Genomic DNA, 23081 nt, shown 5'->3' on the forward strand with positions numbered 1-23081 from the left:
TTTAGATTGTGTAAAAGAATAAGAATAATTAATAATTTATGATAAATATTTGGCAATAATTATGTATATATTAGTTGCATTACAACAAAATTAAGAGCTAAAGATTTTAAAAAGAAGAGTTCTATTAGTTAATATATTTGAAGCTAGTATCCGTACTCTTCTTTAAGTTTTTCAATTTTGTTTCTTATTAAACTCTCTTTCCAACCATGTCTTCTTGCAAAATTAGAAATTTCTTTTTCTCTTTGCTCTTTATCGCAAAATACAAAGATTCTTTTAATAAAAGGTTTTGGTATTTGAATTGCTACCATTTGAAAATAATTGTCTTTACAATCTCTTGAACAAAAGACTTTACTTATTGATATTTTCTTTTGACAGTAGGGACAATGATTAGACATAAATATCCTTTTTTGTATTTTAAAATTTGGAGTATAACAAATAAACTTTAAATGCAACTAAGTTGCCAGCTAAATATTAGAATAATTAATTAGTTTTGATATAAATCATACAAATATTTCATTTTTTTGTTTAAAATCTTAAAAATTTTAGAGGCTTGTATATGATTCAAAAATATTTTCATAGAATGAAATCAAAATCAAAAAGAGAATCAAGAAAACCAATAAGCAAAATCTTATGGTCGTTTATTGGTTCATTTTTAGGAATATATTTTATTGCTATATTTGGAAAATGGTTCTCTATTGAAGATAGCTTTTTTCTACTTGGTTCTTTTGGAGCTTCTGCTGTACTTGTATATGGCGCACCACAAGCACCTTTTTCACAACCACGAAATTTAATTGGTGGGCATATTTTATCTGCATTAGTCTCTGTTTGTATTGTAAAAGTTTTTTTAGGAGTTCTTTCTTTAGAAATATTATGTGCTCTTAGTGTCTCTTTGTCTATATTACTTATGCATTATAGTTGTACCATGCATCCTCCAGGTGGAGCAACAGCACTTATTTATGTAATAGGAAGTAGCCAAATTCAAGATTTAGGGTGGTTATACCCTTTTACTCCAATTGCAATAGGTGCATTACTAATGCTCCTTGTAGCACTATTTGTAAATAACCTATCGCAAAATGAAAAAAGGCATTATCCAACTTATTGGATTTAAAGTATCCTTGAAATTACATATGTAGTTAAAAAAGATACAACTATACCATAACCAACAATAGCAGTACTAAGTCTTGGTGCAAGACCTACCATTGCTGCTATTGCACCTGCTGTTATCATAGGTGACATACCAGCTTCTAATATTGATACATCACTAGCTAAAGTGTGTTGCCAACCAAATAGTACTGCTACAAAATATGCAATTATTGGTCCAATAATTAGTTTGATTAAAAGTGCAATACTTAAAGGTTGTAAATCTGATTTTGGCATTTTAAATTTTAGTTGTAACCCAACTGCTACTAAAGCAACTGGAATAAGAGTGTAAGAGAAGTCTTTTAATATACTAGTTAATAAAGGTGGAAACTCTACACCTAAAAAACAAAATGCAACAATAAGCGACATAAAAGGTGGAAAAGTAATTACTTTTTGAACAATAATTCTAGGAGTTGTTCCTTTATTATTTGAATATAAAGCTGTAATTAATGTTCCATAAGTTGCAAGTGCTATAAATGTTCCTAATTGATCATAAATAATTACATAAGGAATAGCTTTTTCTCCTATGTAGGTATTTAATAAAGGAATACCAGCAATTGAACTATTTGATAAAACTGCTACTAAGAGCAAAGAACCTGTTATTTCTTTAGACCATTTGAAGTATTTAGAAAAAAGTAATACTAATCCTGCACTTAAAAGCATAACAAACCATGCTATAATTGCAGGAATAATAATATCAATTGAGATGTTTAATTTTGGTACTTGCAATAAAATTATTGCAGGTAATGAGATATATATAATATATTGGTTTAAAATTATTGGAGTCTCTTGAGAAAAGATTTTAAATTTTTGAAGAGCATATCCAATAAGTATAGCAATAATAATTAAAACGAAATTTTCCATTTTATTTACTATCTTGTGATTTTAAATTTTGCAAGAGAGTTATTCTTTTTTGCTAATTTATTATAATTTTCAATATATTTAATACCCCATTTGTACATCTCTATTAATGTGGATTTAAATTGTTTTCTTTTTTGTGTCAAAAAGTAAACAATTTTTTGGAAAAATTCTCTAGTTATAATGTTTTCTTCTATTTTTTTTAGTTTTAAAATTAGAGTTTTTTTTGTTATTTTTTCAATATCTTCATTTAAGTCTTTAAATATTTTATTATCTAGTAAGTACCAGATAATAGTTACTTTCTTTATACTAAGAGTAGTCGCTATTGAGCATTTGTACTCTTTATTATTTGTAAAATACATTATTTAATCCTTTAAAGACTGAAATTATAACATAAAGTATATTAAACATCTTTACTTACCTAAAGTAAAGTAAGAGTAAATTAAGTTTATAAAATATATAATTTTCAAAATACATTAGGAGAATTTATGAAAAATGTACTTATTATAAATGGACATCAAAAATATGAAGAGATTGCTGAGGGAAAATTAACACAAACTTTTATAAATAAAGCACAAAGTTTTTTTGAAAATAATAATTTTGAGGTAAAACATAGTATCGTAGAGAGTGATTATAATATAAAAGAAGAATTAGAGAAGTTTAAATGGGCAGATTATATTTTATTTCAATATCCAGTTTATTGGATGGGTGTTCCATGGCTTACTAAAAAGTACATGGATGAGATGTTTTCAGGTGGAAATAAAACAGTTACATTTATAAATGATGGAAGAAGTAGAAGTGATAGTAGTAAAAAATATGGTAGTGGTGGATTGATGACAGATAAAAAATATATGCTTTCACTAACTTACAATTGTCCAAGCAGTGAATTTAGCAATAAAGATGGTTTTTTTGATGGTTTATCTCTTGATGAAGCAAATATTGCAGTACATAAAACTTTTCAGTTTTGTGGTGCAAAACCACTTGAGACTTATGCGATTCATGATATATTTAAAACGGATTTAGATATAAATAGTGAATTAAAGAAATTTGAAGATATACTAATAAAAAATTTTTTATAGGACAAAAAATGGAAAATATTATAGTAATTGCAAAAATCAAAATAAAACCAGAGTTTGAAAAAGAAGTTTTCAATGAACTTACAAAGCTTCATAAACAAACACATGCAAATGATAGTGGTTGTATAAAATATGATTTACATAAAGATATAGAAGAAGAAAATACTTATACATTTATAGAAACTTGGGAAAGTAAAGAGGATTTGAAAATACATGAAAATAAATCTCATTTTAAAGAGTTTTTAGTAAATATTGAGGGTAAACTTGAAAGTGTACAAATTAATAAATTAGAAAAACTATCAATATAAGGAGATAAAGTGATTAAAGAAGAGTTTTTTAAAGCAATGGATTTTAGACATGCTTGTAAGGTTTTTGATGATACAAAAAAAATACCAGAAGAGGATTTAAATTTTATTTTAGAAGTGGCTAGAAAATCACCTTCATCATTTGGAATGGAGCCTTGGAAATTTTTAGTTGTGCAAAATCAAGAATTAAAAGAAAAAATTAGACCTACTTGTTGGAATCAAGTTCAAATTACATCATGCAGTGATTTAGTAATTGTCTTAGCAAAAATTGAAGATGTTAAAGTTGAAAGTGGTGTACCTGAAAAAAGATTTGGAAGAAGACCAATGCCACAAGAGAAAAAAGATTTTTATATAAATCTTTATGCAAATCATCTAAAAGATACTTTAAGTAGTGATAAAAATATTTATGAATGGACTTCAAGACAGACTTATATTGCTGTGGGAAATATGATGACAGCAGCTGCTGCTATTGGAATTGATTCTTGTCCTATTGAAGGGTTCGAAAAAGATAAATTAGAACAAATATTAGAACTTGATACTACAAAATATCAAGTGGCTATGGTTTTACCTTTTGGATATAGATTAAATGAACAATCTGATCAGTTAAGACTAAGCTTTGATGAAGTAGTTGAATTCGTAAAATAAAAGAGAATTTCTCTTTTATTTTATTTTTTCTTTCTCTTTTTGAACTTTTTGTATTATTTTATCAAAATCTTCTTTACTAGTAATATTTTCAAATATTTTTTTCAAATGATATTTTGTACTATTTTCATAGATTAAACTTTGTTCTTTTTTTGTAGTTTCCAAATTCAAAATATCACCATCATTTAACAATTGAATATTGTATTTACTATTTAACTCTTCAACTTCTTTTTTTATCTCTTTTACATAAGATGGCTTAAGATGATTTATATATATGCAAACATCATCTCTTTTTAATTTTTCTAATTCTTTTAGTAAATCTTTTAATGTTAAATGGTTACTTTTTTTAGCAATATTTGAAAGACGTGAGGGAAATGAAACATCAATTATTAAGGTTTTTATAGATTTATTAAGATTTAATTCTTCCCAAATAGTATTACATTTATACGTATCTGCTGTAAAGAATATTGCATTATTTTTCTTTTTTATTACATATCCACAACTAGAAATTGTATGATTTGTCTTAATTGCTTTAATGGAAAAGTCATCAAATTTCATTGTTTTATTTACTTTTATTTCAATGAATTCTATTGCTTTAAGTTTTTTATTTATAAGATTTATTTGTGAAAAGTCTGGCCAAATATCCCAATTAAAAAGATGTTTTTTTAGATGGATTATTGTTTCTTTTAAAGCATAAATTTTAATAGGTATTTCTCTATTTTCAAAAAACGAATCTATTAAAAAAGGAATATCAACAATATGGTCAAGATGGGAGTGTGTTAGAAATATTTTATTAATATATTTAGCATCTTTTCCTATCCCTTTTAATATATTTCCTGCATCAATTGTAGTGTGTTTATCTATTTGAATACTGGTGTTATTTATATCAACACCTTTGCCTCCATAAGCCCCAAGAATCCTAATACTTTTTTCTAGCATTTCACACCTTATTTAAAAACTAAAATATTATAACTAACTTTACGTGATAATAAGTTTATTATACTTTTGTATAGTTTTATTACTATTAAGAAAACTACAAAGTGTAATAAAAATAAACTTATTATACAAACTGTATTTAAGAAATGTATATTATATATTACCTGCTAATTTTGTAGAACTTAAAAAAGATGCTTCAATATTTTTACTATAAAAGTAATCTCCACATATACCAAGGAATTGTTTTTTATCAAAAATAAAATCTTTTTTGAGATGATTTTTTGCAAATGCATATTTCCATAAGTGAGGCAAAATTATAAAATCTTTATCAATTTCAATATTAAGTTTTTTGAGTTTTTTAATTACTTTTTTTTCTAATTCTTCTTTTGTTTTTTCATTGTGTTTTGTAGAGAAATATTCATTTGTATGTAATACAAAACTACTAAAATTATCATAGTTATATTTCTTTGAATTATCAATAATTTTTTTAAATAAATTGATATTTTTTAATCCCTTATGAAGTGGTAAATTTTTTTGCTTATGTAAAATCAAAGTAAAAATACTATCATATTTTATAGATGATAACTCTTGTTTTATTTTTTCATTTAAATTTATATTTAACTCCAAAATTTGAACAGCAGGAATTGTAATAAGTAAAATATCAAAATCTTTATAAACATTATTTTGATTATCAATCAAAGTCCATTTTTCATTTTCATATTTACAAGTTGTTATTTTTACTTTTGTTTTTAAATCTTTTTTATCTATTAAAGAAGAGCAAACTTTATTTATTCCATTTGTTGGTATATAAACAGTTTTATATTTTTTTAATATTTTTTGTTTAACTAATTTATTACAAAAATCAATAAAAATTTGATTTTTTGCTTCAAAGTATGGTGTTCCATGGTCACAAAATTTATCATTTATATATTTTGTACTTAACCTTCCACCTGTTCCTCTTGATTTTTCAAAAATAGTAATTTTGTGATTTTCTTTTATGAGTTTATTGTATAACAAACATCCACTAAATCCTGCACCTATTATTGCAATATTCATAAAAAACCTTTTTATTTAAGTTTATCACTTAAAAAAGGTTTTTTGTATATAATTTGTGTGTTTTAAAATGAACTTAGTTCTATTATTTTTTACCAATGAAGTTATTCTTTTTTACGTTTTTAACAACATCTTTTGCAATAGAAGATGCTTCTATTGCAATATCATGAGTTTGACTTGCAACACTAGCATTCTCTTGTGTTTGCTTATCAAGACTATTTAAGCCATCATTTATTTGACTTATTCCTTCAGTTTGTTCTGCTGATGCAGTTTGAATATTTTCTATAATTGATACAGTTTTTTGTACATTTTCATTAAGGCTATTATATCCCTCAATCATAGAAAAGGCTATTTTTTTACCTTCCATTGATTTTTCAGTTGCAGTTTCTACGATTTGTTTAATTTTATTTGCAGCCTCAGCACTTCTACTTGCTAAGCTTCTAACTTCTTGTGCAACAATGGCAAAGCCTTTACCTGCTTCTCCAGCAGTTGCAGCTTCTACTGCTGCGTTTAAGCTTAGAATATTTGTTTGAAATGATATTTGATCAATTAAAGTAATAGCTTCTTTAATACCTTCAACTTGAGTATTTATCTCTTCCATAGATTTTGTTGTTTTATTTGCAAGTTCTTTTCCTTCATTTGAAGAATTAGATAAAACTTTGGCATTTTGTGACATCTCTTTCACATAAGAGTTAGTAGCAGAGATATTTCCACTTATTTCATCAACTGCTGCTACAGTCTCTTCAAGTTTTACAGCTGCATCATTTGATGACTTGTTTAAATTGTCTACATTAATTAAAAGTGTATCTGAGCTATCTTTTAAAGTCCACCCTATATCTTGATTATTAACTAGCATTTGTGTAATAGAATTTTTTAAACTATTTATTCCTTTTAGAAGTTTATCTAAGTCGCCTTTTACATCTACGTCTTTTAAGTTTTGAGTGTAATCATAATGTGTATATTTTTCTAATGTTTGCAATATATCTTCAAAAATTGAAGATTGTATATCTAAACTTTTATTAACAGAATATACAAATGTTTGAATTTGAGGATTTGCAGCAGTTGATTTTATTCTATAGTTAAAATATCCTTGTCTCATTTTATTTAATACAAGTACAGCCTCAGCAACACAAAGCATATCTTCTTCTAAATCATTATTTATTCGTTTCATATTTTTATTTGCCATTATTGCTATTTTCCCAAATTCATCATTTCCATAAACTTTTATATCTTCTATTTCATTTATTTCTCTATTTATAAATTTCATAAATCGCTCAATACCTTCATAAATACTTTTTGATGATTTTGAAATATTTGAGAAAATATAAATAGCTAAAATTGAAATAAATAATATAACGATAATAAGCAAAATTAGATTTTTATAAAATCCAAAAGATACTTCTTCATATTTTTTATTTACAAATAAAAATAAATCATTTGATAAATAGTCATCGATATTTTTAAGTATTTCTATTTTTTTAGTTATTGTATCAAACCAATATGTAGTTTCAATATCAAACTGTTTTGTTTTTAACTCTTTTATTGCATTAACAACTTTTTGATTATCTAAACTACTATCTTTAGAGTTTTGTGACAAAATAGAGTAATTTGAAAACCTATTTTGTATAGTATTTAAAAGATTAGTCTCTCTTTTTGATATTTCAAAATCATTTTTATACTCTTTAATTAAAGCTTCAAGATCATTTATCCCACTTTCTATTTTGTTTTTATAAGATATATTTTTAGTTAACTCATAATTTTTAATATTGTGAATTATTCCTTCAAAACCTATTATTTCTTCAATAGAAATAATATATTTTAATTTATCTTGTGAATGTATTAAAATATCTCTAATATCTTGTACTTTGTTTATTGATGAATCATTTAAAGCTTGCTTGACATAAGAGAGATTTTCTTTTTTTGAGTAAATTTCAAATTCATTCATGTAACTATTTTGTGTAGAGATTAAACTTGTAAATTTACTAAACATTCTTTCGTTAAAAGTACCTTCTAATAAAGTTTTTGAACCAACTGCTCTTTCAATTCCTGCTTTTTCTTTAGCCATGAGAAAATTGTAATAAGCAAGTATTTGTCTTGTCATTTGTGAATTTTTTGATATTGCAGAACTTCTAGCAATAAAATCAAGTAAAATAGAGTTTAACTTTGAATAATAGTCAAGTACTTCTTTTGTTGATATTTGCATGTTTTTTGCAAGATTTCTTTTGTTTTTTATATTAGTTAGTTTATTGAAAAATTCTTCAAATAGATTAAGGTTTTTATTGTCAACAGAATCTTTATTTAATGTTTGATAACTATTTTTTAAAATATCTATTTTTTCATCACTATTTTGTATTTGATTTGTTATTTCATTTTTGAAATTCTTACCCTTACTACTTAAATAAGAGACAAACATGCCTCTTTCTTTTTGTAATTCATGAATAACAAGTGAAATATCTGAATCAATTTTGACTATTTGTTTTAAAGTGCTGTACTCTTGCTTATATTCATATTCTTGATAAATAAAAGAAGCTCCTAAAACTATAATAAAAAACATTGGAATCAAAACAAGAATACTTAATTTTGTTTTTATAGATAAGTCTTTAAATTTCATAAAAATCCTTTACTTCATAGTTTTGTAAATTTTTGAGTATTTTTCAATTTCATCTTTTGAGGCTTTTCTTCTACAAGAAATGTAACCAGTTGAGCCATCACATGAAGTAAAGGGGTATACTGTTGCATATACCCAATAGTATTTACCAGTTTTTGATTTGTTTTTTACAAAACCTTTCCATCTTTTACCTGATTTTACAGTGCTCCAAAGCTCATCAAAGGCTTTTTCAGGCATATCTGGATGTCGTACAATATTGTGATGTTGTCCTATTAATTCATCCAAGGAGTATTCCGAAAACTTACAAAACTCATCATTTGCAAACTTTATTACACCTTCTTCATTAGTTTCAGAAACTAAAAAAGATTTGATATTAAGTTCAATTTCTAATTCATTGTTGTTTGAATTCATATAATACCCTTTTCACTAATATAAAGATATTTTATTAATTTAACTAGAATAATTATCTTAATAAATTAATTACTTTTATTATCTTACCATAAAATTATCCTTAACTCATAAAAAAATTAACTATTTATATAAAATTCTTATTAAAGAAAGAGTAAATAATATTATTGCAATCTCTTTTAAATCTTTGTCAACTAATAGCATGAAAATGGAAGTAATCATAAAAGAAATTGATATTATATAAGGCTTAAAGTAAGAGTGTAATTCCTTTTTTAAAAAGTCTAGCTGATTTTTTGATACTTCAACTTTTAACTCACCTTCACTTGCTTGTTTTAAAGTAGATTTGAAGTCTTTTATAGTAAAAGGAATGTCTTTAATTTCATCTATTAATGTTTCGACAATGGAATCCTTAGCTCCTAGTGCTTTTGGTAAATTTTCTTGTAAAATTGGCAATATATCTTTTATTCCATTAAAATTTTCAATATATGTAGTTCCTAAACCTTCAATAATTGCACTAACTCTTAAGATATAAATTGCATCACTTGGAAGTTTAAAAGGTAAATCTCTTGTACCCTCAAGTACTTCAAATGCTAACTTTTGCATAGATTCACTATCTAAATTATTGTTTGAAAAAATTTCAAACATTTTACTTGTAAATACTGCAAGTTCAGAAGTAGGGGCTTCATATGCTATTGTTCCAAGTCTTTTACTAGCACTTATATATAATTCATAATCTTGTTCATTTGCAGCTTTTATAAGCTCAATTATAGCAATTCTTGTATCATTTGGTACTGTTTTTACCATTCCAAAATCTAAAAGAATTATTTCACTATCCTTTGTTATTAGTAAATTTCCAGGGTGAGGATCAGCATGAAAATAACCTTTAATAAGCATCTGTTCAGTATAAAAACTAACTAAATTAGCAATGATTTCATTAAAATTTATATCATTTTTTAAAATAGTTTCTTTATCATCAAATCTAAAACCTTCTTCAAAACTCATAACCAAAGCATCATCGCTTGAAAACTCTTCATAAGGTTTTGGAAATTTTATTTTACTATCTTTATAAGTATTTGAAAATTTTTTTAAATTTTGAAGTTCATTATTTAGACTTACTTCTTGAACAATCATTGAAGAAAACTCTTTTATAACAGATTCAATTGAGTTTTTTGTATAGTGTGAAAATAAAGGTTTAAATATAAAGTTAAAAAAATTAATTATTTTAATATCAGCAAGAACTCTTTGTTTTATTCCTTCTCTTCTTAATTTTACTGCAACTTTCTCTCCACTTTTTAAATAAGCTATATGAACTTGACCAATAGAAGCAGAAGCAATAGGCTCATTATTAAACTCTGTAAAATCATCATTTACAAAGGCTCTTTTAAAAACTACTTCAAAATCTTTTTTGGGCATTGAAGGAAGTTTATCATGTAACTCTTTTAATTCATGAAGGTATTCTTGACTAAAAAAATCAGCTCTTGTAGCTAAAACTTGTGCAAGTTTAATAAAACTTGCTTCCAAGTCAATAATAGTATGTTTAAACTCTTTAGGAGCAAGAGGTTTTAGTCCTAAAAAGCTATCTTTTTTCTTAATCACAAGATAAGTTGTGAGTAAAAATCTAAAGACTTTATAAACTCTTTTATGAGAGTAAAGATTAATGTTTTTAAAAAAAGCTATTATTTTAATTCCTTTTTGAGTTGTTCTAAATCATCTTTTGTAACAAGGCCTAATTCACTGATAGCTTCTTTGATACTCTTTTTAAGTTGTTCTTTGAACTCTTCATCATGCTCTTTACCTTTTTTTTCCAAAGACTCAATAAAACCTTTTATATCACCTTTATCTATCTTACCTTTTTCCTCTAATTTTTTCAATTCATCTTCAACTTTATCTTTTAAAAGTGCAGTAGCTCCAATTCCTGTATAAATTAACTCTTTTAACATCTTTCTTCCTTTTTATTTTATTATATCAGCTTATTTGAATTATTAGTATGAAAATTTTGTCAAATAATCACCAAGGACCTTGAAACCTATCTGGCTTATGATAAAGCTTTTTTTTGTGTTTGGTAGTTTTATTTTGTACTCTTTTTCTCCATCTATTATAAGCTTTTTTACTAATTAATTTTCTCATCTTATTTTTTACTTGGTTTTCTGTTAATCCATATTGTAAATAAATAGCATCAAAGGTTGTTCTATCTTGCCATGCCATTTCAACAAGTCTATTTAAATCATGCTCTTGCATATTTTTATCAAGAGTTTTTTTTCTTAGAAATATTTTGTCAATTTTTCTTTTTTTCATAATTACTCTTGTATAGTCCAAATTAATTTATTTGTAGCAAAACCTAATTTTGGAAGTTTTTCTAAAATTCTATTTAAAGTATTTTTGTCTAGTTTTGATGTTCTTGATAAAATCCATAAATACTCTCTTGAAGGAGTTCCTACGACTGCATATTTATAAGAATCATCAAGCATCAAAATCCAATAATCACCATAAAAGGGTCTAAAAAAACTCACTTTTAATTTACTATTAGATTCATTTGTAGCATAAGCTATGCCAGTTGCACTGCTTTTTTTATTTGTATCTATTTTAGTACACTTATTTACTACTTTTAAAGTATTATCATCATTTAAACTATAATTTGCAGTAACATTTTTACACCCTTTTTCAAAAAAATGCTCATATCTTGCAATCTCATACCATGTTCCTAAGTACTTGTTTAGATTTACACTATTTACAGTTTTTAAATCTGGATGCTTTGTAAAACATCCAGTAAAAATAAATACTACAATAATAAATAAAATATTTCTAATCATGTAAACACTTTATTGTAAAATCAATAAAATATTAAAATGCGCCGCAATCCAAGTTACTGATAAAATTGAAAGTTGAATTAAATTTTCCATTGCTTATCCTTTATTTATTTTTTTAAAAAAAACAGTGAAGAAACTAAACTCACTACTGAAAGTGAACCAATAATCATTAAAATTTGTGGCATATTTTGCATTTTTAATCCTTTTTTTTAATTGTTTATAATTTTAATAAAACATTGAAATTATTAGTATACATTTTATGTAACTTAATAAGTTAATTTAGTAAATATTTTATTAAACTATAAAATAATATAAAAGATAAACTTTATATATAGTTAATAATGATTATCAATATAATTTTAAAGTCAAACTTTAGTTTTCAAATTCTGTCATATAAGTTCTATAAAGTAAAGGAACAAGATCTCTTTGTAGCTTCTCATTTTTTCTTGATTCTATACTTACAGCTTCAAAGAAGCTATTCCATAATCTTTTGAACTTTTCTTCATCTTCTGATAAGTTTGGTTCTTCAAATGAAGCAATATTTTCTACTTTTATAGAAGTTCCATCTTTAATAAATGCAAGTTTTCTATTTATATCATGGATTATATAGTTTTGATTGTTTAATCTTTTATAAAAGTGTTTTCCTAAAAAATAACAAAGGTTAAATCTACTTTCAAGTTTTGCATATAAAGTATTATCTTCAAGTTCTTCAAATCTTAAAAAACCGCTCATCTTATGATTTGCTCTAAATAGTTGTTTTTCAAGATTTTGTATATAAAAGATTGAACTATTGTTAATATTAAAAAGTTCATTTTTATCTTTAAAACCTATGATTATAAAGTTTAATAAGTCTACTTCAAAATCATCATTATCACACATGAAAATATTTAAAATAGTTTGAAAAGCTTTTTTTGAAAACTTATTTTTTATAGCTTCAAGAACTTTTGTAGCTTTTATTTCATTGGTTTGTATTTGCTTTATTTCTTCAAGTATCAACTTATTTGGTTTTTGTTTAAATATTGAGTTTGGTTTTAGTTTTTCATAATAAACATCATAAACTAAAGTTAAAAATCCCTCAAAAGTTTTATCATAAATTAAAATCATAATTCCCCCGTAATTGCACTATAATCTATGTCAAACAGTGAGGGTTGAATAACTCTTTTTTTAGGTGGTTCTATAATTGCTTGTTTTATGGTGTCACTACAAAAGGATACTTTAGCACAATATTTACCCTTACAAGTTATAAAATATTGAGCTCTTTTAATTGATATTTTCAGTTTTTTCAAATCTTCAAAATCTAAACTTTTAAATTTCCTAGCTTTTAGTATTTTAAATACACCTCGAACACCAATACCTGGAATTCTAAGAAGTTCATCTTTACTTACTTTATTTATTTCCATTGGAAAATAACTTAAGTTATGCAGTGCCCAAGAAGTTTTAGGGTCAAGTTCTTCATCAAGATTTGGGAACTCTTCACTTACTATTTCATCATAAGAAAAATCATAAAATCTTAAAAGCCAATCTGCTTGATACAATCTATGTTCTCTAAGTAAAGGAGGTTTATTTACGATTGCTGGAAGATTTCTATCATCATTTACAGGAATATAAGCACTATAATAAACTCTTTTTAATAAAGCCTTATCATATAAAACTGAGCTTAGTTTTAAAATATCTTTGTCATTTTCAGGTGTTGCACCAATAATTAGTTGAGTACTCATACCTATTGGTTTTGTATCATTTTCTAAACTTTTATCTCTTGCATGTTTAAGAGGTTGTAGTATTTTTTCTTTGGTTTTATTTGGTGCAAGTAGTTTTAGTGATTTGTCACTTGGAAGCTCTATATTTGAACTTACTCTATTTGCCAATGCTACTACTTCATCAATAAGTCTATCATCAGTTCCAGGTATTAATTTCACATGGATATAACCATTGAAATGATACTCATATCTTAATATTTTGAGTGTTCTTAATATCAAAACCATTGTATGGTCTTCATTGTCAATTATTCCTGAACTTAGAAAAAGACCCTCAATATAATTTCTTTTATAGAAGTTGATTGTAATATCAGCAAGTTCTCTAGGAGAAAATGCAGCTCTTTTTATGTCATTGCTTTTTCTATTTATGCAATAAGCACAATCATAAATACAAAAGTTTGTAAGAAGTACTTTAAGTAATGATACACATCTTCCATCTGCTGTAAAAGTATGGCAAATACTGCTATTATGGGTTGCTCCAAGTTCTCCTGTTTTATGATTATTTTCACTTCCACTAGAGCTACAACTAACATCATATTTAGCACTATTGGCTAATATTTGCATCTTTTCATATATATCTTTTCTCATAATAGTATTTTATATGATTAAAAAAAAATTGTTAAAAAATATTACAATTTGCAATGTAATTTAAGTAAATAGTCTTGTGCAATGTTTAAATGATTTTGAAGTTTTTCTTTTGACATTTTTTCAAGAAGTGAAAGTTGCATTTTCATTCTAGGATTTGTTTTAAATAAATGTCCATATTTATATAAAAATCTCCAATAAAGTGCATCTAAAATGACACACCAACTCTCTTTTTTACTGTAATCACTCATTTTAATTAAGTAATTAGAACTACAAATATAAGGTTTTGTCGTAATACTTCCCCCATCACTATAACCACTCATAGCATATACATTTCCTACCATTACCCAATCATATGCATCAATAAAATTTTCCATAAAGTATTTATATATCTCATCTGGGTGTATCTCTAATAAAACAAAAATATTTCCTAAAACCATAAGTCTTTCTATATGATGTGCATATGAGGTTTGTTTTAGTTTTTTTACTACATCATCAAGTATTGTTATTCCACTATTTGCTTCAATTATAGCTTTTGGCATAGAGTTTTTAAAGTTAAAAAAGTTAGAGTTTCTAAGCTTTATTCCATCATCTTGATAAATTCTTAACATAAACTCTCTCCAGCCAATTATTTGTCTAATAAAGCCTTCTTTTGCATTATAAGGTGCTTTTGCTTTTAATGCACCTTGTATTACATCATCTAAATTTAAAAGTCCAATATTTAAACTGCTTGAAATATTTGAATGAAAAAGATACTCTAAACCATCTTTTTTAGTAATAGCATCTTGGTAGTTTCCAAAATTGTCAAATTTTTCTTTAAAAAAGTATTCAAGTTGAATCTTAGCTTCTTGGAAAGTCACAGGATAGTTAAAGCTATCTATTTGTCCAATTGAATCAAATTTTTCACAATATTGTTTAGCCTCTTTTATATATTTATTATCATAAGATAAAGTTGCAGGAATAAATATATCTTTTGGTAGTTTTTTTCTATTTTCACTATCAAAACTATATTTCCCATATAAAGGCTTTCCCTCATTCATAAATATATTTAACTCTTTTCGTCTATTTGCATAAAAGTTATGTAAAAATTTACTTTTATCATCAACATTTAAAAAGTTAGGGTTTTTTAAAGTTTTTATATTTTGAAAATTTCCATATATTTTCTTTTCTAAATAATTATCAAAAAGTTCATATATATAAACTTTTTCATTTTTATACTTTTGTAAATAACTATCTTCTTCAAAATACTCAACATCAATACTGTTATTTTGTAAGTAATTTTCATAAAACTTCATACTAGCTCTATGCAAAACTAATTTTTGAATATGAAAGTTATATTGAGTAAAAAATAAAGGCTCTTCTACTAAGATAACTTTCTTGTCTTTTAAGTTTTCAATGTTTTCAAATAATTGATGAGGATAAATTAAAAAAAGTTTCATATTTGTCTAATAATCTCCGCTGCTGGTTTTGCAAAGTAGTATCCTTGTGCATAATCAAGTCCAATGTTTTTAAGTGTAGCTAATTCATAAGGTGTCTCAACTCCTTCTGCTAATATCTTAATATCATTTTCCATAGCAAGGTTTCTTAAAGCTTTGTAAACTGAACGCTTCATCTCATCTTTGTCAATATTATTTATGATATTTCTATCAACTTTTATAATATCAGGTTTCAAGTCAATTATCATATTTAAAGAAGAGTATCCCTCTCCTACATCATCAAGGGCAATTAAAAAGCCTTGTTCTCTATAGTAGTTTAAAATTGTTTTTAAATGTTCTGTATCTTTTACTTTTTGTGTTTCAACTACTTCAAAAACAATATTCTTAGGATCAAACTCTAATTGATTTGCCCATTTTACAGTAGAAGCAAGACAAAATTTTGGGTCATAAATAGTTGTAGGAATAAAGTTAATAAATACTTTTGCATCAACTTTTTTAACAGCTGTTGTTTTTAAAGCATTTTCTCTACATAATCTATCAAAGTTAAAATCCATATCATTTCTAGCAGATTTTTCAAATAACACATCAGGATATACTAAATCACCATTTGGCATCACACCTCTAACAAGTGCTTCATATCCAAAGATAGAGTTATTATTCATGTCAATTATAGGTTGAAAATGAGAAGTAATACTTTTATTTTCTAATATATCAAAGAATGTCTTATCTTCAATAAAATTTAAAAATTTTTCTAAAGGTTTTGCAGATAAAATAGTACTAAAAGATAGTTTGTGTTGTTCATTTTCTACATATACTTTTATCTCTTTTAACTCAAGTGAATTAAAATATGTTTTTAATGCATCAAAATTTTCTTCAAAAAATACTTTTGGGTTATCTATTTTAAGTGATACTATATTCTCTTCAACTTTAAAATCCAATGATAGCTTTTGTAAAAATTGTGAAAACTTTCTACTAAGTTCAGGTACAAGTGAAATAAAGTGAAGATTACTTTTTTGTTGACATATTTTAAATGTTTGTTTACATTTACATTTCATTTGAAGTCCTTTTAAAGTAGTTTGAATAAAAATTTGATTGTTCTTTTATATTATTACTTTTCCAAATATCACTAATAACTCCTATCATATCAGGATTTTGTAACATAACAGTGTCAATGTTTTTATTATTTATTCCTCCAATAGCACATATTGGAATACTTAACTCTTTTTTGGCTTGTGATAATGTTTTTAGGGGAATGGTTTTTGATTTTGGTTTAGTAGGTGAGTTAAACATAGAACCAAAGGCTACATAATCTACTCCTTGTTGTTGCATCTTTTTTGCTTGAGCTATATTATCATAACAAGATACTCCAAGAATGCCTTTGAAGTTTTTTCTTATAAACTCTATATTCTCATAATCACTTTTACCAACATGTAAACCATCACATTGAAGTTTTATAGCAAGTTTTACTCTATCATTTAATATAAATTTTGCTTTATAACTTCTACAAATGTTTTGCATATCAAGTATTAGTGATTCAATTTGTTCATCAGTACTTATTTTATCTCTTAGTTGAACGATTTTTGCTCCACCATCAAGTGCATTTTTTATACTTGCTAATACACTCTCTTTTGGTGTTAGTATATCATCAGTAATTACATATAAACCATTTAACATAAATATCCTTTATATTGAAAGTTTATAGTAATTATTAATTAGTTTGTAGGTCGTTTTTAGTGTTTAATTTTTAAATTACAACCTATATTTGCCATACCACAAGAGTAAATACTACTTGTTACTATTCCATCAATTTGAAGTTTTGCGTAGTTTTCTACATTTGATAGATTAATTCCTCCTGCAACAAGTAATTTAATATGGGGATAATTACTATTTTTATAATTTACAAGTTTTTCTATCTCATCTAAAGGCATTTTGTCAAGTTGTATAACATCAGCTTTATATTTCATAAGATTTTTTGCATCTTTTAATGTTTCTGATTCTATGATTACTTTCTTTTCTGGAAGTTGTTTTTTAAAGTTAGTTATTTGATTATAAAACTCTTCATTTGAACTATATAGTTTTCTATGGTAATCAAAAAATAGTATTGATTCACTAAGACCTAATCTATGAGGCAATGCACCTCCACAAAGTATAGCTTTAATGCACATTTTTTTACTAAATGGAATAGTTTTTCTTGTAGTTAATAGTTCACAAGTACTATTATGTTGTTTGATGATTTTTAGCATATTATTTGTTTGTGTAGCAATTTTACAACTATATTCTAAAAGTACTTGAGAAAGCTTCAATGTTTGTTGAATATTTTCGTAAGTTCCTTTTATTTTTAGAATTACTTCACCTTTTTTAAGCTTTGTTTTTGAGGGTTTAAACTCTTTTACTTTACATCCTAAAAGTTTTGCAATACTTGCTGCTTCTTCACTACAAGCAACTATAATATCTTCTCTTGTATATATCTCTAATGTGGCTTTTTTATCTTTGTTTGTTTGAATATAAGTAGTTAAATCTAAATAAGGTAAATCTTCATTTATATATTTGTATAGTTCTTCATTTGTTAAATTAAACATCTTTTTCCTTTTAAATGTGGTTTTGTTTTGTTTGTAAAAAATTTAGGATTATAAAAAATATTAGTGATATAACTATTAATATACCACTTAAAATAAGTGCTAAATTATAATCCCCATCAAATACTGCATTATATATAGCAAGTGAAATAGTATCTGTTTTACCTATAATATTTCCTCCTAACATAAGAGTAATTCCTACTTCTCCTAGCGCCCTTGCACAAGCTATTAATAAACATGCTAATAAACTCTTTTTTATAGAAGGTAAGATAATAAACAAAAATGTTCTTAATTTACTTTTACCACTTAAATATGAAGCTTCTACAATATTTTTTGGAAATTGCTCAATTGCAGATTGCAAAGGTTTTACCATTAGAGGTAGACCCGCTATAAAACCTGCAATAACTAAACTAGAAAAAGAGAATATAAAAGATATATCAAATTTATAAAAGATACCACCAATTATACCATCTCTTCCAAGTAGTAAAAGCAAGAAAAAACCTATTGCAATTGGAGGAAAGATTAAAGGAAGAGTTACTATTGTATTAAGAAGCCATTTAAATCTAAAATTCTCTTTTGAAAGTAAAAAAGCTAAAAATACACCTATAGTAAGAAATAAAACTAGATTAACCCCAACAGTTTTAGCACTTAAAAACAAAGGGTTGAAAATCGTAGAATAATCCATGTTTTATAGACCGTATTGAGTAAAAATTTCTTTTGCTTCTTCTGTTTGTAAAAACTTTAATAACTCTTTACACTCTTTTTTACATGCTTTAGTAGAAGCTGCAACTATATCAATTTTTGAGTAGAGCTTTTTATCAATTTCAATATAACCACCAAGTTTTGATTTATTTGCTAATGCAGAAGTTAAATTTATAAAACCTGCATCAATTTCATTTGTTATTAAGTATGTTGTAACTTGTGGAACAGTAGCAGTGATAAAAAGTTTTTCATCTATATTAGAAGATAATTTAGAATTATGAAGTATTTGCATTGCTGCAATTCCATAAATAGCCTTTTTAGGATGAGGCATTGATACTCTTTTTATTTTATCTGATAATATTTCATTAAGAGTATTTAATTTTGTTTTTTTAGAGTAAGCAAGTACAGCTTTGCCTTCTCCTATTGAAGTATAATGAATAAAATCGATATTACTTTTATTTTGTAAGAAGTTTTTATCTCCTATAATTAAAGCTAAATCAGTATGTTTTGCTTGAGTACTAACTTGTCTCATATTGCCATAGAAAGCATCAATTTTTTTATTATATAGTTTCAGAATTTTTTGTATAGGTTTTTTATATCCTGCCCCTGCTGCAATTTTAAAATCACTTGCATTAGTTACTACAATAGATAAAACCAATGCTAATAATACTTTTTTCATAATAGTCCTTAATTTGAAATATTTGGAGAGAAGGCTTTTGTACTTACTCTAACTTTTGAGCCAATTTGAAGATTTATAGTTTCATCTTCACTTAATACAACTTCAACAAGTTGTTGACCAATAGATATAATAGCTATATATATAACATCAACTTTTACAATATCTAAAAGCTCTCCCTCAAAAGAAAACTTTGCACTACCACTTGTTTTTAATAATACATCTTTTGCATTACCATCTTTTATAATTTTTGCGTCTTCTAAAACTATTACTCTATTACTTAATCTATAAATCTCACTTGGGTCATGACTTACCATGATTGTTGTAGTTTTAAACTCACGATGAAGTGTGAGTATCTCATCTTGAAGCTTAGTTCTCATAGATGGATCAAGTGCAGATAATGGTTCATCCATTAATAGAAGTTTAGGACGGTTCATCAAAGCTCTACATAAACTAACTCTTTGTTTTTGTCCTCCACTTAAAGATGTAACATTTCTATTTTTAAGTTGTGATAATTCAGTTAACTCTAAAAGATGATTTGCAAGTTTCTCATCTTTATTTACATATAAAAGATTCTGTTTTACACTCATATTAGTAAAAAGTGCATAATCTTGAAATACAAAACCAATCTCTCTTTGTTGAGGTGGCAAAAACTTTTTATTATCTTGCCAAATTTTATTATCAACTTTAATTTTACTTTCTGATTGCTCTAATCCTGCAAGTATTCGAAGTAGGGTAGTTTTTCCACTTCCACTAAGTCCTGTAAGAGCAATAAAGTCACCATCATTTATATTAAGTTTAATATCTAGATTCATTTTTCCATTTGAACCAATTAACTCTTTATTTACTTCAATATCTATCATAAAAAACTCTTTTTTTGTTTTTGATTAAAAATATAAACACTTAAAAGCACTAAAAAACTTATTACTAGCATAATAGCACTATAAATATGTGCACTTTTATAATCCATAATTTCAACAAACTCATATATAGCAACAGAGGCTACTTTTGTTTCATCAGGAATACTTCCACCAACCATTAATACAACTCCAAATTCACCAACTGTATGAGCAAAAGTAACAATAAGAGCAGTTAATAGTGAGGGTTTTATATTTGGAAGTGCTACTTTAAATATAGTATAAAATTTACTTTTGCCACTAATATAACTAGCTTCAAGCATATTCTTATTTATACTTTCAAAACCACTTTGTAAAGGTTGAACCATAAAAGGTAGAGAGTAAAAACAACTAGCAATAACTAATCCCGTAAAATTAAATACAAGTTGTATTCCTAAATACTCATCAAAAAAGCTTCCTAAACTTGAATTATATGAAAGTGTATAAAGTAAGTAAAAACCTAAAACCGATGGTGGAAGAACTAAAGGTAGGGCAGTTATTGCTTCTAAAACTGGTTTAATTTTTGATTTTGTTTGAGAAAGATACCAACTAAGAGGCATTGCTAAAATAAACAAAATAAGTGTTGTTATAAAAGCTAATTTAAATGATAAAATAAAAGGACCATACTCAATACTTGATAACAACTCAATCATTTATTACCTCTTTTATTGATAAGTCACTTGATTTAAATATTGCATTTACACAATCTTTTTCTTTAAGGTTTAACCTCTTTGCTGATTTTGTAGTAATAATGCTTGTAATACTACTATCATTATGTTGTAGTTTTATACTTGTTAATAATTTCCCCATATCAAGTTTGATGATATCTGACTTTATAGAGTTTGCAAGGCTTATTTGACCTTGCAACTCTTTTGCAATAGCTACATTTGAAGCTTTAACTGTAAGTAAAACTTTTGTTCCAACTTCAATATTATGTAAATCTAAACTCATCATAGATAAGGTTATATCAAAAAAACTAAACTCAACAATATTTAAATTATCAAGATTATCAATTTTAGAAACTACTGCTTTAAACTCATTCATGGTACTAAATATCCAAACTCTTCAAATATTTTTTTTGCTTTTTTACTTAAAATAAAACTATAAAATGCACTTGCTTCATTATTACTTTGTGCTTTTTTAAGAAGTACAATACCTTGATTAATAGGTGTATAAAGTTTTGTATCAACGCTATACCAATTAACACCTTGTTTATATTTACTCATCTTATCTGAAAATAAAGATGATTTAGCAATAAAACCAACATCTGCAGCAGTTAAAGCATATGTAACTGTTTGTGAAATTGATTCTGCATAAATTAGTTTTTTTTCTATATCTTTATAAACTTTTGCATTTTTCATAGCCTCTACACTTGCAGTTCCATATGGCGCAGTTTTTGGATTTGCAATTGCAATTTTTCTAAAACTTTTATCTTTTACTAACTCTATACCTTTTGAAAAATCAAGAGCTTTTTTGCTTAAGTAAGCTAGTGAACCTTGTGCATAAACTAAAGGTCTTGTTACTGCCAAGTCATCTTTATAAAGTGCTTGTGGATACTTCATATTTGCAGCCATAAACAAATCATATGGCGCTCCATTTTTTATTTGTGCAGTTAACTTTCCACTACTACCTAAAGTAACTTTTACATTTGTATTTGGATAAAGCTTATTAAACTCTTTTTTCAAATCATCAATTGCATAAGATACATTTGCTGCAACTGCTATATTTATATCCCCTGAAAATAGGCTACTTACTAAAAGTGCACTACTTAAAACTACTTTCTTTAACATTTTTTCTCCTTAATTTCCTAACATAATATCTGATGATTTTATCACGGCAAATACTTTTTGCCCAACTTTTAAATCAAGTTGTAAGGCTGCTTCTTTAGTTATAACAGAAGTGATTGTTTCATGAGTTGAAATTTCAAGTGAAACTTCACAACTTACTTCACTAAAGTTTAAAGTCTTTATTACTCCTTCAAGCTTATTTCTAGCACTAAATCCTAGAAGTTGGCTCGTTGCAATCATTACATTGTTTGATTTAAAAATAGCGATAATCTCATCTTCTACTTTTAAACCAAGTGCCGTTACACTATTTGTTGAAATATTAGAAACCATCTTTTGTGAACTTTTAGTTTTTAAAGTAATACTTGCATTAACATTGTCTTCAACAATTTTTTCTATTTTAACAGCTAATTGATTCCTTGCACTAATTTGCATTGATACCCTTTTTAGTGATTTTAGACTTCCCGTGTTAAAGTCAGTAAGACTTGTAAGCTTTTTTAAAAACTTTTCATGCTCTTTTTGTAATATGGAATAAGTTTCAATAAGATTTTTACCATAATCTGTTAGTTTAGCTCCACCACCACCTTTTCCACCAGTCTCTTTTTCAACAACAATACTAGGACAAAGGTTATTTATACTATCAATTGCTTCCCATGCTGTTTTATAACTCATAGGTATAGTTTTTGCGGCTTTACTAATAGAACCCTCTTTTTCAATTGCTTGTAAAAGTTTAATTCTTTTTTCCAATAAAAAAGGAGTATCAAGATTTAAAAGTGTTAGTGATGAATCAAATTGCATCAAATTCCTTATGTATTTAAGTATATAACGATAAAATATTA

At 25.8% G+C, this 23081-nt stretch carries 28 protein-coding genes; 4 read left to right on the forward strand and 24 right to left on the reverse strand.

Annotated elements, in window-relative coordinates:
- Nucleotides 1-143: 143 nt before the first annotated feature.
- Nucleotides 144-395: a DUF2116 family Zn-ribbon domain-containing protein gene (locus AMRN_RS06165; RefSeq protein ID WP_099312658.1), complete on the reverse strand. Its 252-nt coding sequence runs from the start codon at nt 393-395 to the stop codon at nt 144-146.
- A gap of 161 nt (nt 396-556) precedes the next feature.
- On the opposite strand from AMRN_RS06165, the gene AMRN_RS06170 reads away from it, so the two are divergent.
- Nucleotides 557-1108, forward strand: a complete 552-nt coding sequence (locus tag AMRN_RS06170) for an HPP family protein (RefSeq protein ID WP_196777503.1) — start codon at nt 557-559, stop codon at nt 1106-1108.
- Here the strand turns inward: AMRN_RS06170 and AMRN_RS06175 are convergent.
- Both AMRN_RS06175 and AMRN_RS06180 read right to left on the reverse strand, forming a co-directional pair.
- Nucleotides 1105-2004 (reverse strand): AEC family transporter, encoded by a 900-nt coding sequence (locus AMRN_RS06175; RefSeq protein WP_118897380.1) that lies wholly within the window; start codon nt 2002-2004, stop codon nt 1105-1107. The two genes, AMRN_RS06170 and AMRN_RS06175, sit on opposite strands and share 4 nt — an antisense overlap.
- An 8-nt stretch (nt 2005-2012) precedes the next feature.
- Entirely contained in the window at nt 2013-2360 is a 348-nt protein-coding gene (locus AMRN_RS06180) for a winged helix-turn-helix transcriptional regulator (RefSeq protein WP_099344664.1), read from the reverse strand.
- A gap of 126 nt (nt 2361-2486) precedes the next feature.
- Here AMRN_RS06180 and AMRN_RS06185 point away from each other — a divergent pair, with 126 nt between their 5' ends.
- Genes AMRN_RS06185 through AMRN_RS06195 form a run of 3 tightly spaced genes read left to right on the forward strand, consistent with a single transcriptional unit; the run spans nt 2487 to nt 4024 of the window.
- The gene (locus tag AMRN_RS06185) at nt 2487-3077 is read left to right on the forward strand and encodes an NAD(P)H-dependent oxidoreductase (RefSeq protein ID WP_099312492.1); all 591 of its coding nucleotides are present in this window, start codon (nt 2487-2489) and stop codon (nt 3075-3077) included.
- Between the two features lie 8 nt (nt 3078-3085).
- Nucleotides 3086-3382, forward strand: coding sequence for a putative quinol monooxygenase (locus AMRN_RS06190; RefSeq protein ID WP_099312490.1), 297 nt, complete (start codon nt 3086-3088; stop codon nt 3380-3382).
- A gap of 36 nt (nt 3383-3418) precedes the next feature.
- Nucleotides 3419-4024, forward strand: a complete 606-nt coding sequence (locus tag AMRN_RS06195) for an NAD(P)H-dependent oxidoreductase (RefSeq protein WP_409454864.1) — start codon at nt 3419-3421, stop codon at nt 4022-4024.
- 15 nt (nt 4025-4039) lie between these two features.
- Here the strand turns inward: AMRN_RS06195 and AMRN_RS06200 are convergent, their stop codons facing one another.
- The 21 genes from AMRN_RS06200 to AMRN_RS06295 form a co-directional block, all read right to left on the reverse strand.
- Nucleotides 4040-4960 (reverse strand): 3',5'-cyclic-nucleotide phosphodiesterase, encoded by a 921-nt coding sequence (locus AMRN_RS06200; protein ID WP_099312488.1) that lies wholly within the window; start codon nt 4958-4960, stop codon nt 4040-4042.
- 150 nt (nt 4961-5110) lie between these two features.
- Nucleotides 5111-6013, reverse strand: coding sequence for an NAD(P)-binding protein (locus tag AMRN_RS06205; RefSeq protein ID WP_099312486.1), 903 nt, complete (start codon nt 6011-6013; stop codon nt 5111-5113).
- Nucleotides 6014-6095: 82 nt separating this feature from the next.
- A complete protein-coding gene (locus AMRN_RS06210) occupies nt 6096-8621 on the reverse strand; it encodes a methyl-accepting chemotaxis protein (RefSeq protein ID WP_099312484.1) in 2526 nt (841 codons plus the stop codon).
- Nucleotides 8622-8630: 9 nt separating this feature from the next.
- Entirely contained in the window at nt 8631-9029 is a 399-nt protein-coding gene (locus AMRN_RS06215; protein ID WP_099312482.1) for a PAS domain-containing protein, read from the reverse strand.
- Between the two features lie 120 nt (nt 9030-9149).
- Entirely contained in the window at nt 9150-10439 is a 1290-nt protein-coding gene (locus AMRN_RS06220) for an ABC1 kinase family protein (RefSeq protein WP_237673294.1), read from the reverse strand.
- A gap of 263 nt (nt 10440-10702) precedes the next feature.
- Nucleotides 10703-10966: an Hsp70 family protein gene (locus AMRN_RS06225; protein WP_079578925.1), complete on the reverse strand. Its 264-nt coding sequence runs from the start codon at nt 10964-10966 to the stop codon at nt 10703-10705.
- Between the two features lie 67 nt (nt 10967-11033).
- A complete protein-coding gene (locus AMRN_RS06230; RefSeq protein WP_099312478.1) occupies nt 11034-11321 on the reverse strand; it encodes a TIGR03643 family protein in 288 nt (95 codons plus the stop codon).
- Nucleotides 11322-11323: 2 nt separating this feature from the next.
- Nucleotides 11324-11836 (reverse strand): lipocalin family protein, encoded by a 513-nt coding sequence (locus AMRN_RS06235; RefSeq protein WP_099312477.1) that lies wholly within the window; start codon nt 11834-11836, stop codon nt 11324-11326.
- A gap of 369 nt (nt 11837-12205) precedes the next feature.
- Nucleotides 12206-12937, reverse strand: coding sequence for a TIGR03915 family putative DNA repair protein (locus tag AMRN_RS06240; protein WP_099312476.1), 732 nt, complete (start codon nt 12935-12937; stop codon nt 12206-12208).
- On the reverse strand, nt 12934-14175 hold the full coding sequence (locus AMRN_RS06245) for a putative DNA modification/repair radical SAM protein (RefSeq protein WP_099312475.1): 1242 nt from the start codon (nt 14173-14175) through the stop codon (nt 12934-12936). Before AMRN_RS06245 ends, AMRN_RS06240 begins: the two co-directional genes overlap by 4 nt.
- 41 nt (nt 14176-14216) lie before the next feature.
- Complete coding sequence (locus AMRN_RS06250; RefSeq protein WP_099312474.1) at nt 14217-15611, reverse strand: cryptochrome/photolyase family protein; 1395 nt, start codon at nt 15609-15611, stop codon at nt 14217-14219.
- Nucleotides 15608-16663 carry an EAL domain-containing protein gene (locus tag AMRN_RS06255; protein ID WP_099312473.1) on the reverse strand — a complete coding sequence of 352 codons (1056 nt, stop codon included), beginning with the start codon at nt 16661-16663 and terminating at the stop codon, nt 15608-15610. The genes AMRN_RS06250 and AMRN_RS06255 overlap by 4 nt, the downstream gene beginning before the upstream one ends.
- Nucleotides 16653-17282, reverse strand: coding sequence for a thiamine phosphate synthase (thiE, locus tag AMRN_RS06260; RefSeq protein WP_099312472.1), 630 nt, complete (start codon nt 17280-17282; stop codon nt 16653-16655). Before thiE ends, AMRN_RS06255 begins: the two co-directional genes overlap by 11 nt.
- Nucleotides 17283-17338: 56 nt before the next feature.
- A complete protein-coding gene (gene modD / locus AMRN_RS06265) occupies nt 17339-18187 on the reverse strand; it encodes a ModD protein (RefSeq protein ID WP_099312471.1) in 849 nt (282 codons plus the stop codon).
- A 10-nt stretch (nt 18188-18197) separates the two neighbouring features.
- Nucleotides 18198-18869 carry a molybdate ABC transporter permease subunit gene (gene modB, locus AMRN_RS14200; protein ID WP_099312470.1) on the reverse strand — a complete coding sequence of 224 codons (672 nt, stop codon included), beginning with the start codon at nt 18867-18869 and terminating at the stop codon, nt 18198-18200.
- Between the two features lie 3 nt (nt 18870-18872).
- Nucleotides 18873-19565: a molybdate ABC transporter substrate-binding protein gene (gene modA, locus AMRN_RS14205; protein ID WP_191282177.1), complete on the reverse strand. Its 693-nt coding sequence runs from the start codon at nt 19563-19565 to the stop codon at nt 18873-18875.
- Nucleotides 19566-19573: 8 nt separating this feature from the next.
- The gene (locus tag AMRN_RS06275; RefSeq protein WP_118897382.1) at nt 19574-20425 is read right to left on the reverse strand and encodes an ABC transporter ATP-binding protein; all 852 of its coding nucleotides are present in this window, start codon (nt 20423-20425) and stop codon (nt 19574-19576) included.
- Nucleotides 20422-21111 carry a molybdate ABC transporter permease subunit gene (gene modB, locus AMRN_RS06280; protein WP_099312467.1) on the reverse strand — a complete coding sequence of 230 codons (690 nt, stop codon included), beginning with the start codon at nt 21109-21111 and terminating at the stop codon, nt 20422-20424. The genes AMRN_RS06275 and modB (AMRN_RS06280) overlap by 4 nt, the downstream gene beginning before the upstream one ends.
- Entirely contained in the window at nt 21104-21502 is a 399-nt protein-coding gene (locus AMRN_RS06285; RefSeq protein WP_099312466.1) for a TOBE domain-containing protein, read from the reverse strand. The genes modB (AMRN_RS06280) and AMRN_RS06285 overlap by 8 nt, the downstream gene beginning before the upstream one ends.
- Complete coding sequence (gene modA, locus AMRN_RS06290) at nt 21499-22248, reverse strand: molybdate ABC transporter substrate-binding protein (protein WP_099312465.1); 750 nt, start codon at nt 22246-22248, stop codon at nt 21499-21501. Before modA (AMRN_RS06290) ends, AMRN_RS06285 begins: the two co-directional genes overlap by 4 nt.
- Nucleotides 22249-22257: 9 nt before the next feature.
- Nucleotides 22258-23040 carry a molybdenum-dependent transcriptional regulator gene (locus AMRN_RS06295; RefSeq protein WP_099312463.1) on the reverse strand — a complete coding sequence of 261 codons (783 nt, stop codon included), beginning with the start codon at nt 23038-23040 and terminating at the stop codon, nt 22258-22260.
- Between the last annotated feature and the right edge of the window lie 41 nt (nt 23041-23081).

The sequence above is a fragment of the Malaciobacter marinus genome, assembly GCF_003544855.1.
In the GTDB taxonomy this organism is placed as follows: Bacteria; Campylobacterota; Campylobacteria; order Campylobacterales; family Arcobacteraceae; genus Malaciobacter; species Malaciobacter marinus.